Here is a 17,198-nt window from a genome sequence, read left to right as displayed (position 1 = left end):
AACTCGCTATACTTGCGGCCATTTCAGCTTGACCTAGGACAGTTTCGCTATGGCACATGATGCTCACGATACCGCAAAAATTCTCGTCGAGGCCTTGCCTTATATTCAGCGCTATGCGGGTAAAACCATTGTGGTGAAATACGGCGGTAATGCGATGACTGAAGAGAAACTTCAGCTTGGCTTTGCGCGTGACATTGTGCTGTTAAAGCAAATTGGCATTAATCCGGTTGTGGTACACGGTGGCGGCCCTCAAATTGGCGAAATGCTGAATCGCTTAGGTAAAGAAAGCCGCTTCATCGAAGGCATGCGCGTCACCGATGCTGAAACTATGGATGTAGTGGAGATGGTACTTGGTGGCTTAGTCAACAAGCAGATCGTCAATATGATTAATCAAGCCGGTGGGCGAGCTGTAGGTTTAACGGGCAAAGACGGGCACACCATCATCGCGGAAAAAATGGCGATGAAAACCAAAAATGTCCAAGGCGAACTGGAAGAGGTCGATTTAGGTCATGTCGGTGAAGTCACAAAAATCAATTCACGCTTCTTGCGTCTCCTAGATGAAGATCGCTTTATTCCTGTGGTCGCACCGATTGGGGTTGGTTTAGATGGAACAACTTATAATATCAATGCTGATTTAGTTGCGGGTAAAATTGCTGAAGTTTTAGGAGCTGAACGTTTACTGCTCCTCACGAATATCCCCGGTGTATTGGATAAACAAGGTAAATTGCTCACGTCTCTATCGCAAGAAGATATTCGGCGCTTAATGGATGACGGCACGATTCACGGTGGGATGTTACCCAAACTCAACTGTGCGATTGATGCGATTCGCGGTGGGGCAAATAATGCTTGTATTATTGATGGTCGAGTTGAGCACGCATTGTTATTAGAGTTGCTGACCGATCAAGGCATGGGCACGATTATTACTCGTTAATCTAACTCCTCAAGCAAGCTGCTTGCTGCTTTGCAGAGTGAGCAGCACACTGGATCTATTATGACGGCTTACCCCAAAAGTACTCAAACCTTGCTCGATAAAGCTACAGCACTGAGCGGTGCAGGTTTCGATATTGTTTACGATTATAATTTACCTATCTCTTCCAGCGTCAAAATCGCGGGACGTGAAGGCCGTGAGCAACATGAAATTGTGCTGCGCCTACCGAGCGATGAAAATAATTATTTAATTGCGTGGCAAGCGGCTTTTGTCCTGCATCAATTTCAAATGCCAGAAACGGAACGCGCTAATCTCAAACCTGAACCTGCCGCTTTAGCCCCTGTCAAAAAAGAACTGCTGGATCTACATCCACAAATTCCCATTAACCAGCGTGAAAACTTTAGTGAGCATGTGATGGGTGGCGTATTGACTCAATTACGCTCCATGCCCGTGGGGATGCTGATTGATATTGCCTTGTATCGTGACTATGAAGAACTACACGCGACTCAGCGGCAATCCCTGATTAATCAAGTCGTTGAGCATATTGGCTGCTTACAAATGACACCGGATATGTTCCCGCGTACTTTGCTGCGTGCTAATCAGGTAATGAATGCGGCGCAAGCTTTAATGGTCGCTACTCTATTTGAAATCCCTGATATTTTCGCCCCCTATCAAACCGTGGGTATGGAAGCAGCCGCGACTTTATTGCTCGATGCCTGCATGAATCAGATTTTTGATGAGACTTTAGATCGTGAGCTGATTGATAGTTGGGGTCGAGCTTTAGGCATTGATGATTGGTATCGTTGGGCTTGAGTTAAGGCTACGGTGACTACCCTAGATAGTCACCGATTAGCTACTTTGTCTGCATACTCAAAGCCACCGCCTCGGCCACCCGAATCCCATCCACGCCAGCGGATAAAATCCCCCCCGCATACCCTGCCCCCTCACCGGCTGGATATAAGCCTTTGACATTTAAGCTTTGGAAATCGTGCCCACGGGTAATCCGTAGCGGCGAGGAAGTGCGGGTTTCCACACCGGTCAATACGGCATCATACATCGAAAAACCTTTGATCTGTTTATCAAAAGCAGGCAAGGCCTCGCGCACAGCCTCAATCGCATAAGAAGGCAAACTGGTCGCTAAATCCGTTAAATGCACACCGGGTTGATAAGAGGGTTCGACCTTGCCTAATTGTTTAGAAGGAAGACCTTTAATGAAATCACCGACTAATTGTGCGGGCGCTTGATAAGACTCGCCACCTAATTCAAAAGCGCGCGACTCCCATTTCCGCTGAAAATCTAAACCCGCCAACACGTTACCCGGGTAATCCTCAGGCACAATGCCTACCACAATTCCGGCATTGGCATTGCGCTCTGCCCGTGAATATTGGCTCATACCATTCGTGACAACACGTTTTTCCTCTGAAGTCGCAGCGACGACTTGCCCCCCCGGACACATACAAAAGCTATATACCGAACGCCCGTTTTTGGCATGATGCACCAGCTTATAATCCGCCGCGCCTAACAACTCATTACCCGCCTGTTTACCAAAACGGGCTTGGTCGATTAAGCTTTGTGGATGCTCAATGCGAAAGCCTATGGAGAAAGGTTTTGCCTCCATAAAAACTTCCTGCTCAAACAGCATTTTGAAAGTATCACGAGCACTATGTCCTAAGGCTAAAATCACATGATCACTACGTAACTCCTCACCATTTGCGAGGATCACGCCATGCATCTGCCCGTTTTCAATCAATACATCGGTCACCTGCTGCTGAAAGCGAATCTCTCCACCTAAAGCTTCGATTTGCGCACGAATATGCTCGACCATTTTCACTAAGCGGAAGGTACCAATATGCGGCTTGCTCACATATAAAATCTCCTCTGGAGCACCCGCCTTCACGAACTCTGTTAAAACTTTGCGCCCATAATGCTTCGGGTCTTTGATTTGGCTATACAGCTTACCATCGGAAAAAGTCCCTGCTCCCCCTTCGCCAAATTGCACATTCGACTCTGGATTAAGCACACCTTTACGCCATAAACCCCAAGTATCTTTAGTACGCTCCCGAACCTTTTTACCGCGCTCTAAAATAATCGGTTGGAAACCCATTTGGGCGAGTACTAGTCCAGCCATCATTCCACAGGGGCCAAAACCCACAATCAGCGGTCGATGTGGGAGTGTTTTAGGTGCTTGAGCCACAAAGTGATAACTCGTATCCGGACTGACTGAAACATGTGGGTCTTTTGCAAAACGCATTAATACCTCAGCTTCATTAACCAGCTCTATATCCAAGGTGTAAACTAAAATAATGGCATCCCGTTTGCGCGCATCGTAGCCCCGTTTGAAGATGGTGAAGCTCACTAAATCGACTGCTGAAAGCGCAAGTTTTTCTAAGATCGCAGCAGGTAAAGCTTCAGGGCTATGTTCTAAAGGTAAGCGCAGTTCAGTGATGCGTAACATGAATCAGACTTGGGTCAGAAATTAAGGTGCTTATTGTAAGCCATTTAGGAAAAAATATCCGTAGCACCCAAGTTAAGACATCGCAATACCTTAACTAAGTGATGGGTATACTTAGAACTTCAAAGACTTGTAGCCAATTTGCGGAATGGGCAGTCCTGTATAGCTAGCTTAAACTACATGTGTTAAAGAAACTTCAAAGTCGCTGTTGGTAAAAGCTGAAATAAGACCAGTTAGAATGGGCTATCTAACTGGCTCTTTTATATTTTTTAGCCTAAACCTGCAACTCCGCCAAATCCCGATACAACTCCAAAGCCTCCGGATTCGCCAAGGCATGAGTATTTTTCACGGGGCGATTATGCACCACTTCACGTACTGCTAATTCGACAATCTTGCCGGATTTAGTGCGCGGTATGGCAGTCACTTGCATAATTTTTGCCGGTACATGGCGAGGAGTGCATTGAGTACGAATCGTGTCACGGATTTTCTTTTTCAAAGCCTCGTCTAAGCTATAGCCTTCACGCAACACGACAAACAAGACTACCCGCACATCATTATCCCAATCTTGCCCAATCGCGATACTTTCGAGTACTTCTTCCAATTGTTCAACATGGCGATAAATTTCCGCCGTACCAATGCGCACGCCACCCGGATTTAAAGTCGCATCTGAGCGCCCAAAAATAATCACCCCACCGTGTTCGGTAAGCTCTACATAATCACCGTGATGCCAGACATTGGGGAAACGAGCAAAATAAGCATCATGATATTTTTGCCCGCTCTCATCCCCCCAAAAAAAGGCCGGCTGGCTAGGAAAAGTCTTCGTACAAACTAATTCGCCCTTCTCACCCACTACTGACTGGCCTTCATCATTGAAAACATCAACCGCCATCCCTAAACCACGGCACTGCGTCTCGCCACGATACACCGGCAGAATGGGGCAACCTAAGACAAAACAAGAAACAATATCCGTCCCACCTGAAATCGAAGACAAGCACACATCCTGCTTGATTGAGCGGTAGACGTAATCAAAGCTTTCAGGTGCGAGTACTGAGCCTGTGGAACATAAGGTGCGTACTGTAGATAAGTTGTGGGTTTTAATCGGTTCAAGCCCCGCTTTGTTAAGTGCTTCCAAATATTTAGCGGAAGTACCAAACAAAGTAACACCGACTTCTTGTGCATAATCCCACAACACATTGCCATTCGGATAAAAAGGTGAGCCATCGTACAGTATAACGGTGGCCTGTGAAGCCAAAGCACTTGCAAGCCAGTTCCACATCATCCAACCACAAGTGGTGAAATAGAAAACTTTATCACCCGGGCGCACATCGCTTTGGAGTTGATGCTCTTTGAGATGCTGGAGCAGCACACCACCGATTTTATGCGTAATGCATTTTGGTTTGCCGGTTGTGCCTGATGAATACAATACATACAGCGGATCATTAAAGCCGCAGCGGACAAAATTGATTTCTTCCGAAGACTTCGTTTCTAGCACGCTGTCCCAAGCCAAACCCGGTAACTCCGTGCTCGAGCCTAATAAGGGAATCACCACGGTTTGCACTAGGCTGGATAACGCTCGCTTAACCGCTTCGACTTTAGCGCGAATATCAATCCGCTTGCCATTATAGAAATAGCCATCCGTTGCAAATAGTATCTTCGGTGTAGTTTGTCCAAAGCGTTCAATCACACTATCCTCACCAAAATCGGGTGAAGTTGAAGTCCAAATTGCGCCTAAACTAGTGGCCGCGAGCATGGCAACTATTGTTTCTGGCATATTCGGCAAATAGCCTGCGACTCGATCCCCTTTCACGACCTCCTGTGAGCTTAACCAATTGGCAACCCGTGAAACTTGATCATAAAGCTGCCCATAAGTCAGACTGGAGCGTACTTGGTCTTCTGCTTTAAATTCAATGACAATGGTATCTTTACCCGTCACAGGCTCACGCAGCAGGTTTTCTGCAAAATTCAATTGGGCATCAGGAAACCATTGCGCACGCTCAATATCCTCACCATCGACTAAAATACGCGAACCTTTGTCACCAACGAGCTTGGAAAAATCCCAAACAGCCGACCAGAATATTGCGCTGTTATCAATCGACCATTGATAGAGTTCTGGATAGTTTTTTAAATGGTGTCCGCTGCGATCTTGCACGAACTGAATGAAATCTTCGATTAAAGCAGCATCCATGCGCTCAGGGCTAGGTGACCATAAAGGTGTAGTTGGCTCCATCGTATCCTCCTCCAAATTTTTATTTAGCTTGCTGGGCTGGTTGTGCAAGCACGCGGTAGCACTTGTAGGCGTAAGTTCGGATCAATCGCCTCACTCCAGAGCTTGACGGGTGTATTGCTCCCAAACGGCTCGTCATAATCCAACCATTGTACTTCACGGGGTGTTTTCTGTTCGGTGTAACGCGCATCGTAGCCTAAATAGCGGATGTATTCAGTGTGCCGCTTAGCTTTATTCAAATCTTCAAAAAAACCTAAAGAAATTGCATGTTCATAAGGCCCCGCATCAATGACTAAAGGTTCTTTTACCTCAAAGCGCTGCATATCCGCTACTACCGCTTCCGCTTCAGCACGTGTGGGCAACGGTGGGATATAGACTAAATAATTTAGAACTTCCGTAGTTTGCAAAGAGCGTAAAGCCACTGATAAGCCATAATTACGCACTTTATTCAGCACTTCACCCGCGACCCTTTGGCTTAAATAGGGGCCAATGGTGTAGCAACTACTAGGGGAATGTCCGGTAGCACTACTATACACCGCTGGCGCTGCATCTTTAACGAGCTTCAGACTTGGAATATTCGTTTCAGTCAACGGAATCGGTTCAGGTACATCCTCTGGCCCCCAGATAGTTAGTGCCAAAACCCCCAGATTCAGCAGCACCAACATCACTAGCAACGCTTGCATGCATCTTGCTCCGCCACATACTGTAAGCCCTCCATTAAAGCATCAGGACAGGCTTGATGTGCTAGGCGTAACTGTGGGCTTAAACGTGTAGTATCGCCCCCGCAGAGTAATACTTGTGCAGGCTCTGACATTTGCTCCTGCATGCGCATACAAATCCCTTCCAGCGCACCGACTAAGCTCAATAAGCAGCCACTCCCCATTCCTTGCAAGGTATTGTCATTGAAGACTTTAGGATGATCAAAAGGAGTTGCGGACATATGCGCAGCTTGCGTGCGGCGAATTAGAGCATCACTTAGCAGTTGTAAACCGGGCAGAATGACACCGCCTAAATGTTTACCATCTGCTTGTATGGCATCAATGGTGACAGCTGTACCGGCATCAATCATAATCGCTGCCTGTGCGCCTAAGAGCTTACGGGCTGCTAATAAACCCACAAACCGATCAGCTCCAAAATTTGTCGGATTGGGATAAGCCACTTCAATCCCATAAGCACCCGCACGGGATTGGACGATGGTTAAAGGCATCGCTAATTGCATGCATAAAGCCTCCAAAGCTTGCGTAAAAGCACTGCCTAGCACATGCACCAACACGATCTTTTCAGCAGCCTCTTGAGCCATAAGCGTTTGTAAATGCAGCAAAGCACCCGATGGTGGCGTGTGCTCGCCATAGGCCAAAGCCCGTTGAGAGCTACGTTGACCTTGCGAGAAGCTAGCCCATTTCAGGCGGGAATTGCCTGCATCGATCAGAAGGGTTGTCACGAAACTTGTCTCACCGAAACATCTGCTGAAGAAAAAGCTCGGCGGCTTCCATCCGCCAGTGCTACCTGCAATTGCCCTTGTTCATCTAATCCGCAAGCTCTCCCTTGCAGGATTTCTTTACCCGTATCAATGCGCACTGCTTGATCAGTAAGCCAATCCCAGCGCTGCCATTGCTGCTGAAAATCAGCCATGTTGAAGCGTGGAAAGGCTTGTAAGGCTGGAATTAGTTGCTTGAGTATAGCGGCGATCAGGCGGTTACGGTCAATGTTCTGCTCTAAGATTTCCGACAAATCGCACCAAGCTTGATCGATAGTAGTCACGGTTGCGCGTTGCATGCCGGTATTTAAACCAATCCCAATCACCACTTGCTGCAAAGGTTGTGTGGTTTGTAGCAAAATTCCCCCCAGCTTCTGCCCTTGATAATAAATATCATTCGGCCATTTGAGCATTTGCCCTTGTAACCCATAAGCCGCTAAAGCTTCAGCGACTACGACACCGACGACTAAACTCAAACAGCCATAATTGGCGGGCACTACTTGAAAACACCAACGCAAAGAAAAATAAATATTTCCGCTATTCGGTGATTGCCAAGTGCGCCCACGCCGCCCTCGTCCTGCCGTTTGCTCTTCCGCTAAACAGACACTAAAGCAAGTATTCGGCTGCTCTAAGAGCCAAGTATTCGTCGAAGCGAGGCTTGGAAAAATGTAAATCTGCTGCAAAACGGCTTGCAGTTCTGGGGCAAGCTCAGTCAGGATTTGATCTTGGCTTAAGGGAATCACAGCAGGCATAACAAACTTGAGCAAGTAAAAACTCGACCTTAACTTAAATAGGCGCATAGGTATAGTTAATCGCACAAACTACCCTCACCATTGGCCTATTCATTGCTTACGGTTAAGTACAGAGCTATACATCTGCTGATTGGCAAACGCACCAAAACAGCGCACTATCTACTCACCCAACACAGTTAAAAGGATAAGACACTATGGCGAATCTCCCCCAAGTCATCCGCATCGAAAATGGAGAGCGTGTTCAAAACACCTTCTCAAAAGCCGAATTCCAGCATCGTCAAACTAAACTCCGTGCTTTGATGGCTGAACTTCAAGTCGATGCCATCTTGTTTACCTCGATTCATAATATTAATTATTACTCAGATTTCCTCTACTGCTCGTTTGGGCGACCTTATGGCTTGGTAGTGACCCAAGATAAAGTGGTGAGCATTTCCGCAAATATTGATGGCGGCCAACCGTGGCGACGCACAGCGGGTGATTACAATTTGGTCTACACCGATTGGCAGCGGGATAACTATTTCCGTGCCGTGCAACAAGAAATCAAGGACGGTCAGCGGGTCGGTGTCGAGCATGATCACATCACCTTAGAACGCTTAAATAAACTGCAAGCTGCTCTGCCCTCCTCGCAAATTGTCGATATTGCTGCCGCTGCGATGCGCTTACGAATGATCAAATCGGTGGAAGAAATCGCGCATATCAAACAAGGTGCTCAAGTCTGTGATATTGGTGGAGCTGCTTTAGTCGCTGCGGTGCATGAAGGGGTAGCGGAACATGAAGTAGCCTTAGCCTCTACGCAAGCAATGGTACGTGAAATCGCTAAGCGCTATCCGCATGGCGAATTAATGGATACTTGGACTTGGTTCCAATCCGGCATCAACACCGATGGCGCACATAATCCCGTCACCAGCCGTAAAGTGCAGCATGGGGATATTCTCTCGCTGAACTGTTTCTCAATGATTGCAGGCTATTATACCGCTTTAGAGCGCACTTTATTCTATGGCGATTGCGATGAAGCCTCTTTGAAACTCTGGGAAGCGAATGTGCATGTGCATGAAGAAGGCATCAAATTAATTAAGCCGGGTGTACGCTGCTGCGATATTGCTTTAGAGCTGAATAAAATTTTTGCTGATTATGGCTTATTGCAATACCGCACTTTCGGTTATGGGCATAGCTTCGGGGTGCTCAGCCATTATTACGGACGTGAAGCCGGCTTGGAATTACGCGAAGATATTAAAACTGTCTTAGAACCCAATATGGTGATCTCAATGGAACCGATGATTATGCTTCCTGAAGGCATGCCGGGCGCGGGAGGCTATCGTGAGCATGATATTTTAGTCCTCACTGAGAATGGCGCGGAGAATATTACGGGCTTCCCGTATGGGCCAACGCATAATATTATTCCGGCGCGTTGAGAGCGAAGAGGTGGGTAGCGGTCACTCAAGCTTCCCACCCACCCCTTTAAATTTCTCTACAAAAGCGGCGATTTTTTGGAACACGCTTTGCTTCTTGCTGAGGTACTGCGGATTAAGCGGACTCATTTTGGGTAAAAGGGCATTGAGTTCTGTACCATTCTCACTAGCATATTCGCGCTTGAGTGAAGTGGTGATATAACGGCGGGCGGGTTCTGCATTGAGTTTTTCAGACCTAATCAGTTCTTCAGCCTCGCGCTGTTGCTCGGCTTGAGCAAAGCCAAAAAAAGCTTCAATCAGGCTGGCCTTGTCGCCCATCTGATCAAGGTCGGTTTGATTAATAAAATCTACCAATAAGCTTTCTTTAGCACGATTACCTAGGCTAGCGCGAATCATGCGGCGCATTTCGTCTACCAAGTCTGCTTTATTTTTAGTTTTCTTATGGTGCTCGAAAATCAGCTCCAGAATATAGTCCAAATTGATTTCTTGGGATTTCAGCAAATCCACCTCAAACACCACATCATCCCAATCAAGACTGGACTGTTCTTTTTCCTTGCCTGCTTTTTCCCAACGTAGCCAATCACGAATGTCATTGTAAGTAGAACGATAATCTTGAATCTTACGTTCTGCGGGAAGTTGTATGGCTTGTAACTCAGCCAGTTTGGGATCATCCAAATAATGTTCAGCTTTAAATACAGCAATTGCATCAGAATCGTTCATGTCAAGGTCTTGCAGGGCTTTCAGGCTGGCAAATTCGTCGTAGTTTTGCAGCACATTTTCTACCCGTAAGTACTCACCAAATAATTTTACAAAGGCTTTCTTGTCAGCCTCCTTTTCAATGGCAGTAGGGTCAGGAAAACGCTGCTCCAACTCAGTCACCACATCGACAAAACCGCGTCTGGCCTCACCTGTACTCACATCACTAAAGCCCTGCATGTACTCAGCATAGCTTTTTTCCAATACCACGTTTTTGGTGTTTTTATCGCCGAACAAAGTAATCGCATCAACGGTGGCTTGTTCAAGGTCGCGGAAAGTGACGATATTGCCAAAGGTTTTGGTGGCATCATAAATGCGGTTGGTGCGTGAATAGGCCTGCATTAAGCCGTGATAACGCAGGTTTTTATCCACAAACAAAGTGTTGAGTGTGGGCGCATCAAAACCTGTCAAAAACATTCCCACCACAATTAATAAATCGATGTCTTTGGCTTTGACCCGTTTGGCTAAATCGCGGTAGTAGTTTTGAAAACCATTGCTATCGACACTAAAGTTGGTTTGGAACAAGGCGTTGTAGTCGTTAATCGCTGCGCTCAAAAACTCTTTAGCACTGCTATTTAATGCCGACACATCAAAGCTCTCGTCCTGAATATCGCCCACTGCATCTTGTGCTTCATTGGCGGCAAACGAGAAAATCGTGGCGATTTTGAGCGGCTTAGGGCTGTCCTTTTGGAGCTGATTCAAGGCTTCATAGTAAAGTTTTGCCGCCTCCACGCTACTGACCGCAAACAGGGCATTAAAGCCCTTGGCATTGGCTTGTAGACGATGGGTTTTTTGGCGGAAATTCTTCAAAATATACTGAGCAATTTCTCGAATGCGTTCAGGGTGTAATAGTGCTTGCTTATTTTCTGCCGTAGTGAGCTTTTTCTCATCTTGCTCGCTTTCCAGTGCCTTAAACTGTGGGCGCACATCGTTATAGTCGACCTTAAATTTGAGCACTTTCTCATCGCGGATCGCATCCGTAATCACATAAGCATGCAGCTCACGCCCAAACACGCTAGCCGTGGTTTCCGCCCCCAATGCGTTTTGTGGAAAGATCGGCGTACCCGTAAAACCGAACTGATAGAATTTTTTAAACTTTTTCTTTAGGTTTTTCTGCGCTTCCCCAAACTGGCTACGATGGCATTCATCAAAAATAAACACCACTTGTTGCTTATAAATCGGCAACTCAGTTTCCGTTTTCATCAGGTTATTGAGCTTCTGAATGGTGGTCACAATAATCTTATTATCATCTTTTTCCAGATTGCGCTTTAAGCCTGCGGTACTATCCGAGCCATTCACACTATCCGGTGAAAAGCGTTGGTATTCCTTCATGGTTTGGTAGTCGAGATCTTTGCGGTCGACCACGAAAAACACCTTGTCAATAAACTCCAACTCCGTCGCTAAACGCGCCGCTTTAAAACTGGTTAAGGTCTTGCCTGACCCTGTGGTATGCCAGATAAAACCACCACTTTCCGGTTTGCTCCCGTTTTTAGCCAGATAGGAGCTATTGATCTTCCACAAAATACGCTCGGTCGCGGCAATCTGATAGGGGCGCATCACCAGCAAGGTATCGCTGACATCAAACACTGAGTAATGCAGCAACACATTCAGCAAGGTATTTTTTTGGAAGAAGGTAGCAGTAAAATCTTTTAAGTCTTTAATCAGGCTATTATCTGCTTTTGCCCAATTCATGGAGAAGTCAAAACTATTTTTATTGCGCTGCGTGGTATTGGCAAAATAACGACTGTCTGTGCCATTAGAAATCACAAATAATTGCAAGTACTTATACAGAGAATGCTCACTATTAAAGCTTTCTTTGCTGTAGCGATGCACTTGATTAAAGGCTTCCCGAATGGCTACCCCGCGTTTCTTTAACTCCACTTGCACCAAGGGCAAACCATTGACCAGAATAGTGACATCATACCGATTAGCATGGCTGCCTGTTTGCTCAAACTGTTTGATCACCTGTAGTTTATTGCGAGCAATGTTCTTTTTGTCCAGCAGGTAGATGTTCTGGATGTGCCCATCATCAAATACAAAATCGTGAATATAATCATCGTGCAGCTTGCGGGTTTTATCGACGATGCCTTCATTGGGCTTATCTAAGTAACTCTCTACAAAACGCAGCCATTCGCTATCCGCAAACTGCACATGGTTTAGGGTTTGCAACTGTTCGCGCACATTGGCTAACAGCGCTTCGGGCTTATTGAGGCGTGGCAAGTATTCATAACCCTGATCTTGTAAATCTTGAATAAACTCGCGCTCTAAGTCGTATTCGCTTTGGTAGCTGTCCGCCACTTTATAATTTTTGGTGTATTGATCAAGGACGATAAAGCTTTTCGATTCGGCGATGGTGGTGTAGTCGGTCATTGGCTAGTCTCCTCTATCCTGATGGCATTCGTCTTTGAGTAGAACGAAATGCTCAATTAAACGGATCATTAACTCTTTTTGAGCGGGCAAACTCTCAGCCACCAGTAACGCTAGCGCCACTAGCGTATTGTCGTTAATGAGCTGCTCCACCGGTTTGGCTAATAAAGGCTGGTTTAAACGCAAATACCACAAAAATAAAAATGAGCCGCTGCGCTTATTACCATCAGCTAGTGGATGGTTTTTGATGACAAAATAGAGCAAATGCGCGGCACGACTGGCGACATTGGGGTAAAACAGTTCTTCACCAAAGCCTTGCTCAATAGTGGCTAGTGCTGATGCCAGCCCATCGCCGCGTAATTGCCCAAATAAATCAGTGGCTTCACCTTTGGCCATTAATATCGTTTTCAACTCTGCAATCGCTGCTAATACTTCAGTCAGATCGAGAGCTTGCATGCCGCTTTGTTTATTGGCTAGGGCGCAGAGGCTTTGTTCATCGTAGCCTTGCAATAAACTCCAACTGCGGGCGTAATCGCTGATGACCGATAGCACCACTGTACCCGTGTTATTCACTAATTGTTGATTAACCAGTGTACGGGATAACAGCATAACCGCCTGTTCAAATTCAATACCGCGCTCTTTTAAACGACGTTGGTTTAGGGTATAGCCATCGACTAGATGTTGCTTCAGGGTACGGGTCGCCCAGATACGAAATTGTGTGGCACGGGATGAATTAACACGATAGCCCACCGAGATAATGGCATCAAGATTGTAGTGTTTTGTTTTATAGGTCTGACCATGCTCAGCCATATGTTCCAAAATGGAACAGGTGCTTTCTTCCGACAACTCACCGAATTTGAAGATATTACTCAGATGCTTAGTGATAGCAGGCCGTTTGGTTTCAAATAACTCAGCCATTTGAGCTTGAGAAAGCCAAATAGTTTCGTTATCAAGTGCTACTTTCAGCTCAAGTTGACCGTCGGTGGTGTGATAGATTTCGATGCTATTGGTCATTTGGTTGGCCTGCTCCTATTAATCTACGACCTCATCAGGCTTGGGGAAACTCAGCAACAAATCGCGGTAGTATTCGTATTGTTGTTGGCGTAGCTTGATTTCGCGGGGTAAGCCTTCGGTGATGGAATTAGTGAGCGCGTCGAATTTGTCGAGGATTAACGCAATTTTCTTCTGCTTATTAAGATCAGGAATAGGTATAGATAGCGTCTTAATAATGTCTGCATTCAAATTACTAACAGAGCCACTGTTAATCTTTCCTGTCCAATACCTATGTACAGTATTAGATGAAAGGTAATGATAAAGATAATCTGAATTTAGCTTTTCCCCAAAGCCACTAATAGAAGCCCATCCATCATGAATAGCTCCTTTTATACCAAGTATATAAGGCCGTCCAAAACTCATAGAGTTGGACATAATAAAATCGCCTTCATTTAGAATACGTGACTTTTTTGCGCCCTCTAGTGTAATTTTTTGTGCTGTTCTATTTACATATTTTGAACCAAGCGAGGTATCACCTATCTTAATCCAAGGAATACCCTCTTTATCTTCAGTTATGTATCTTACTATTGGTCTAGGCGATGCCCCACGCTGAATATTAGCAACCTCCCCTAATGTCCTCCACTCCACTTCCCCCTCTTCAAAACTCAATAAATAATCACGATAGTAGTTGTATTGTTTTTTTCGCATGCTAAGCTCAGCGGTCAGCTCAGCGGTCAGCTCAGCGGTCAGCTCAGCGGTCAGCTCAGCGGTCAGCGCCGTAAATACGTCCAAAATACGCACAATTTCGGCTTGAATGTGTAGCGATTTTTCAGGGTTTTCTGGGCAGGGGATGGGAATTTCAAGCTTATTTAAAAGAGCTTGTGTCAAACTAGGTCTTCCAGAACCAGTATCAAGTGCCATTAAATCAATAGTTTTAATAAAATGGTAAAGATACTTTGGGGCAATCTTAGATGTGTCGATTTCCGTGTAGTAAATAGTATCAACATTCCAAAATGGCTTATCAACAAAGAAAATATTTGAAATTGAGCCTTTACGAGGAATTAGAACAGTAGGTTTGTCATAAGAATATGTATCAACATACCCCATGATTCCACCCGAACCGTAAACTGGAATATCACCAGCATTTAAACCTTTCCAATCTTTGCCATGCCTTATTTTTGCTATCTGTTCTAAAGCCCTCCACTCCACCGTCACTCCATCCAACAGCCTAGTCATAAAATTTAATTCACTCATGGCTAAACCCCTCTAACTCACGCTCTATCTGTTCAATACTAGGCAATTTGCTTTGCAAATCAGTCGGCAGGGATTCCACTAGCTTGTATTCGGCAATACCCATCGGCTGCGTTTTATCACCTAATGCATATTCAGCCACCACTTTGTTTTTGCTTTTGCACAATAACAAGCCAATCGTAGGCTGATCTTGTGGTTCTTTCAGTTGGCGATCCACCGCAGTGAGGTAAAAGCCGAGCTGCCCCAAATGTTCTGGTTTAAAATCACCCGCTTTCAGCTCAATCACCACATAACAATGCAACTTCAGATGATAAAACAAGAGATCAATAAAAAAATCCTCTCCACCAACCATCAAATGCACCTGTCGCCCTACAAAAGCAAAGCCTGCACCTAACTCCAACAGAAACGCTGTTACATGCTGAACTAAGGCACGCTCAATCTCGCGTTCCTGCGCTTCATGACCCAAGCCCAAAAAATCAAAACGATAAGGATCTTTCAGCGACTCACGTGCAAGGTCAGATTGAGGCTTAGGCAAACGCTGCTCAAAATTAGTGACTGCCATGCCTTGCCGTTCTATCAATTTTGTTTCTATCTGCATAACCAATACATTGCGTGACCAATGATGCTCAAGCGTTTTTTGGGCATAGGCTAGCCGTTCCTCTGGTTTTTTTAACTTGGTCAGTAGAACCAAATTATGTCCCCACGGCAATTGTCCAACAACCTGTTGGACAATTTGCTCATCTGTCCACGCTTCAGCAAAAGAGCGCATATAAAGCAAATTGGTACGAGAGAATCCTTTCATCTCAGGAAAGGCATTACGCAAATCGTGTGCTAACCGTTCGATCACCTTTGCACCCCAACCCTGAGTAGCTTGGCGGGTTAATATGTCCTGCCCTATTTGCCAATACAGCAATACCAATTCACGATTGACGCTAAGGCTTGCACGCTGTTGAGCCGTATGAATTCTACTTTTTAGCTCTGCCAGCCACTCACCATAACCCTCTGGCGGTTGAGTCAAAGCGCTAGGCTTATCATTCATGTTTAGCGCCCTCAATCTCCGCCACAATCGCATCAATCTCCGCCCGCAGTTGAGTGATTTTAGTGACCGTGGTTTTAAGATCGGCATTAAGCTTAGTAATATCCACTACCTCCCGCTGATCTTCCGCCTCTACATAACTACTCACCGACAAGTTGTAATCATTAGCGGCGACTTGCTCAACCGACACCGACATCGCCAAATAATCCACATTGGCTTTACTATCAAACACCTGCATGATTCGCTCAATATGCTCATCGGTGAGAATATTGTTATTCGTCTCTTTCTTAAACAAACCACTAGCATCAATAAATTGCGTATCGGTATTTACCTTATGCTTAGACAGCACCAGAATATTCACTGCGATAGTCGTGCCATAAAACAGATTCGGTGCGAGTGAAATAACCGTTTCCACATAATTATTATCCACCAAGTACTGCCGGATTTTCTGCTCAGCTCCGCCCCGATAAAAAATCCCAGGGAAGCACACAATCGCCGCCCGTCCTTTACTCGATAGATAACTCAAAGCATGAAGCACAAAAGCAAAATCCGCTTTGGACTTGGGCGCGAGTACTCCAGCAGCGGTCGTCATTGATCAAAGTAGGGTCATCTGAGCCTATCCATTTCACGGAATACGGTGGATTAGACACAATCGCATCAAACGGTTTGTCATCGCCAAAATGCGGGTCGATGAGCGTATTACCGAGTTGGATATTGAATTTGTCGTAGTTGATGTTATGCAAAAACATATTCATCCGCGCCAAATTGTAAGTAGTGTGATTAATCTCCTGCCCGAAAAACCCATCCTCAATAATATGCGCATCAAAATGCTTTTTAGCTTGTAACAATAACGAGCCAGAACCACACGCAGGGTCATAAATTTTATTCACACTGGTCTGTTGATGCATCGCCAATTGCGCAATCAACTTAGACACATGTTGCGGCGTGAAAAACTCCCCGCCCGACTTACCTGCATTGGCGGCATAGTTGGAGATCAAAAACTCATAAGCATCACCGAAAAGGTCGATATGGCTCTCATCAAAGTCACCAAAATCTAAGCCTGCCACACCTTTCAAGACCGCCGCCAAACGGGTGTTTTTATCTTTGACTGTATTGCCTAGACGATTGCTGGTGGTATCAAAATCAGCAAATAAACCTTTAATATCGCCCTCAGACGGATAGCCACTAGCAGAGGCTTCAATATCAGTAAAGATAGAGGCAAGGTCGGTATTCAGACTTTCATTGGTATTGGCATTTTTGACGATATTAACGAACAACTGACTGGGATAAATAAAGTAGCCTTTGGTTTTAATTGCATCGTCTTTGATGGCGGGCGTGATTACGTCATTGGGCAAGTCTGCGTAAACAATATTTTCATCATCCGCTTCTATGTAACTGGCAAAGTTTTCACTGATAAAGCGATAAAATAATGTACCCAGTACATATTGCTTAAAATCCCAACCATCCACCGCACCACGCACTTCATTGGCAATAGCCCAAATTTGGCGTTGCAGAGCGGCTCGCTGTTGACTACTGGTCATGCTGTTGATCCT

General features: G+C 45.6%; 12 protein-coding genes and 1 pseudogene. 3 read left to right on the top strand and 10 right to left on the bottom strand.

Annotated features, from left to right (window positions below):
• Window positions 1-49 precede the first annotated feature (49 nt).
• Both argB and Q0307_RS08605 read left to right on the top strand, forming a co-directional pair.
• Entirely contained in the window at window positions 50-931 is an 882-nt protein-coding gene (gene argB / locus Q0307_RS08610) for an acetylglutamate kinase (RefSeq protein WP_298659485.1), read from the top strand.
• Window positions 932-991: 60 nt separating this feature from the next.
• Window positions 992-1,741 carry a hypothetical protein gene (locus tag Q0307_RS08605; protein WP_298659483.1) on the top strand — a complete coding sequence of 250 codons (750 nt, stop codon included), beginning with the start codon at window positions 992-994 and terminating at the stop codon, window positions 1,739-1,741.
• A 40-nt stretch (window positions 1,742-1,781) separates the two neighbouring features.
• Here the strand turns inward: Q0307_RS08605 and Q0307_RS08600 are convergent, their stop codons facing one another.
• From Q0307_RS08600 to Q0307_RS08580, 5 genes are all read right to left on the bottom strand, one after another.
• On the bottom strand, window positions 1,782-3,383 hold the full coding sequence (locus tag Q0307_RS08600) for an NAD(P)/FAD-dependent oxidoreductase (RefSeq protein ID WP_298659481.1): 1,602 nt from the start codon (window positions 3,381-3,383) through the stop codon (window positions 1,782-1,784).
• Window positions 3,384-3,654: 271 nt separating this feature from the next.
• The gene (locus Q0307_RS08595; RefSeq protein WP_298659478.1) at window positions 3,655-5,607 is read right to left on the bottom strand and encodes an acetoacetate--CoA ligase; all 1,953 of its coding nucleotides are present in this window, start codon (window positions 5,605-5,607) and stop codon (window positions 3,655-3,657) included.
• Between the two features lie 23 nt (window positions 5,608-5,630).
• Window positions 5,631-6,287, bottom strand: a complete 657-nt coding sequence (locus Q0307_RS08590) for an SPOR domain-containing protein (RefSeq protein WP_298659476.1) — start codon at window positions 6,285-6,287, stop codon at window positions 5,631-5,633.
• Entirely contained in the window at window positions 6,272-7,045 is a 774-nt protein-coding gene (locus Q0307_RS08585) for a type III pantothenate kinase (RefSeq protein ID WP_298659475.1), read from the bottom strand. Before Q0307_RS08585 ends, Q0307_RS08590 begins: the two co-directional genes overlap by 16 nt.
• Complete coding sequence (locus tag Q0307_RS08580) at window positions 7,042-7,848, bottom strand: biotin--[acetyl-CoA-carboxylase] ligase (protein WP_298659474.1); 807 nt, start codon at window positions 7,846-7,848, stop codon at window positions 7,042-7,044. The genes Q0307_RS08585 and Q0307_RS08580 overlap by 4 nt, the downstream gene beginning before the upstream one ends.
• Window positions 7,849-8,027: 179 nt before the next feature.
• Between Q0307_RS08580 and Q0307_RS08575 the strand changes: the two genes are divergently transcribed.
• On the top strand, window positions 8,028-9,245 hold the full coding sequence (locus Q0307_RS08575; protein WP_298659472.1) for a M24 family metallopeptidase: 1,218 nt from the start codon (window positions 8,028-8,030) through the stop codon (window positions 9,243-9,245).
• 21 nt (window positions 9,246-9,266) lie between these two features.
• On the opposite strand, the gene Q0307_RS08570 is transcribed toward Q0307_RS08575, so the two are convergent.
• The 5 genes and pseudogenes from Q0307_RS08570 to Q0307_RS08545 all read right to left on the bottom strand — a co-directional run bounded on the left by Q0307_RS08570 (window position 9,267) and on the right by Q0307_RS08545 (window position 17,186).
• Window positions 9,267-12,368 (bottom strand): HsdR family type I site-specific deoxyribonuclease, encoded by a 3,102-nt coding sequence (locus Q0307_RS08570; RefSeq protein WP_298659470.1) that lies wholly within the window; start codon window positions 12,366-12,368, stop codon window positions 9,267-9,269.
• A gap of 3 nt (window positions 12,369-12,371) precedes the next feature.
• Complete coding sequence (locus Q0307_RS08565) at window positions 12,372-13,379, bottom strand: virulence protein RhuM/Fic/DOC family protein (RefSeq protein ID WP_298659468.1); 1,008 nt, start codon at window positions 13,377-13,379, stop codon at window positions 12,372-12,374.
• Window positions 13,380-13,397: 18 nt separating this feature from the next.
• Window positions 13,398-14,612: a restriction endonuclease subunit S gene (locus Q0307_RS08560; RefSeq protein WP_298659466.1), complete on the bottom strand. Its 1,215-nt coding sequence runs from the start codon at window positions 14,610-14,612 to the stop codon at window positions 13,398-13,400.
• Window positions 14,605-15,648 (bottom strand): PDDEXK nuclease domain-containing protein, encoded by a 1,044-nt coding sequence (locus Q0307_RS08555; RefSeq protein ID WP_298659464.1) that lies wholly within the window; start codon window positions 15,646-15,648, stop codon window positions 14,605-14,607. The genes Q0307_RS08560 and Q0307_RS08555 overlap by 8 nt, the downstream gene beginning before the upstream one ends.
• Window positions 15,641-17,186: pseudogene (locus Q0307_RS08545) on the bottom strand (type I restriction-modification system subunit M). Before Q0307_RS08545 ends, Q0307_RS08555 begins: the two are co-directional and overlap by 8 nt.
• Between the last annotated feature and the right edge of the window lie 12 nt (window positions 17,187-17,198).

It is taken from the genome of uncultured Thiothrix sp. (genome assembly GCF_937873765.1).
Classification (GTDB): domain Bacteria; phylum Pseudomonadota; class Gammaproteobacteria; order Thiotrichales; family Thiotrichaceae; genus Thiolinea.
The sequence above is the reverse complement of the archived record's forward strand: the minus strand, read 5'-3'. Positions and strand labels throughout refer to the sequence as shown.

What these genes read in the sequence shown, in the direction of transcription:
- Q0307_RS08590 (WP_298659476.1), bottom strand. Translation starts at nt 6,287, where the DNA reads ATGCAAGCGTTGCTAGTGATGTTGGTGCTGCTGAATCTGGGGGTTTTG.
- argB (WP_298659485.1), top strand. Translation starts at nt 50, where the DNA reads ATGGCACATGATGCTCACGATACCGCAAAAATTCTCGTCGAGGCCTTG.
- Q0307_RS08575 (WP_298659472.1), top strand. Translation starts at nt 8,028, where the DNA reads ATGGCGAATCTCCCCCAAGTCATCCGCATCGAAAATGGAGAGCGTGTT.
- Q0307_RS08570 (WP_298659470.1), bottom strand. Translation starts at nt 12,368, where the DNA reads ATGACCGACTACACCACCATCGCCGAATCGAAAAGCTTTATCGTCCTT.
- Q0307_RS08565 (WP_298659468.1), bottom strand. Translation starts at nt 13,379, where the DNA reads ATGACCAATAGCATCGAAATCTATCACACCACCGACGGTCAACTTGAG.
- Q0307_RS08605 (WP_298659483.1), top strand. Translation starts at nt 992, where the DNA reads ATGACGGCTTACCCCAAAAGTACTCAAACCTTGCTCGATAAAGCTACA.
- Q0307_RS08560 (WP_298659466.1), bottom strand. Translation starts at nt 14,612, where the DNA reads ATGAGTGAATTAAATTTTATGACTAGGCTGTTGGATGGAGTGACGGTG.
- Q0307_RS08595 (WP_298659478.1), bottom strand. Translation starts at nt 5,607, where the DNA reads ATGGAGCCAACTACACCTTTATGGTCACCTAGCCCTGAGCGCATGGAT.
- Q0307_RS08555 (WP_298659464.1), bottom strand. Translation starts at nt 15,648, where the DNA reads ATGAATGATAAGCCTAGCGCTTTGACTCAACCGCCAGAGGGTTATGGT.
- Q0307_RS08600 (WP_298659481.1), bottom strand. Translation starts at nt 3,383, where the DNA reads ATGTTACGCATCACTGAACTGCGCTTACCTTTAGAACATAGCCCTGAA.